The following is a 400-nucleotide window of genomic DNA, read 5'->3' as shown; positions in this document are numbered from 1 at the left end:
GTGTGCAAGCGCACCATGATGGTGCGAATTGCCGGCGGGTGTGGTGCGCCCCTCCGGCATCTACGGCTGCGGATTATTTTCCGCTCTTCACTTTGGTCCAGGCGCGGGTGCGCACACGGTCGATTTTCGGGTCCTGCACTTTCAGAGTGAACAGCTTCGCACGGACATCCGCAGGCGGATAAATACCCGGGTTATCACGAACTTCCGCACTCACCAGCGGCGTGGCTGCTTTATTGGCGTTAGCATAGAACACATGGTCAGAGATATGTGCCACCACATCCGGACGCAGCAGGTAATTCAGGAACTGATAGGCTTCGTCTTTGTTTTTGGCATCCGCAGGCATGGCGAATACATCAAAGAACGCCATCGCCCCTTCTTTTGGAATCGAGAACGAGACATT

Annotated in this window: 1 protein-coding gene; it reads right to left on the bottom strand. The window is 55.0% G+C overall.

Going from position 1 to position 400, the window contains the following annotated elements; translation table 11 throughout:
- Positions 1-73 precede the first annotated feature (73 nt).
- Positions 74-400: extracellular solute-binding protein (locus E0L35_RS25905; RefSeq protein ID WP_138801762.1), on the bottom strand; the 327-nt coding region annotated here is incomplete at its 5' end.

The sequence above is a fragment of the Halomonas sp. ATBC28 genome, assembly GCF_005937175.1.
In the GTDB taxonomy this organism is placed as follows: Bacteria; Pseudomonadota; Gammaproteobacteria; order Pseudomonadales; family Halomonadaceae; genus Vreelandella; species Vreelandella titanicae.
This window is presented reverse-complemented; position numbering and strand designations above follow the sequence as displayed.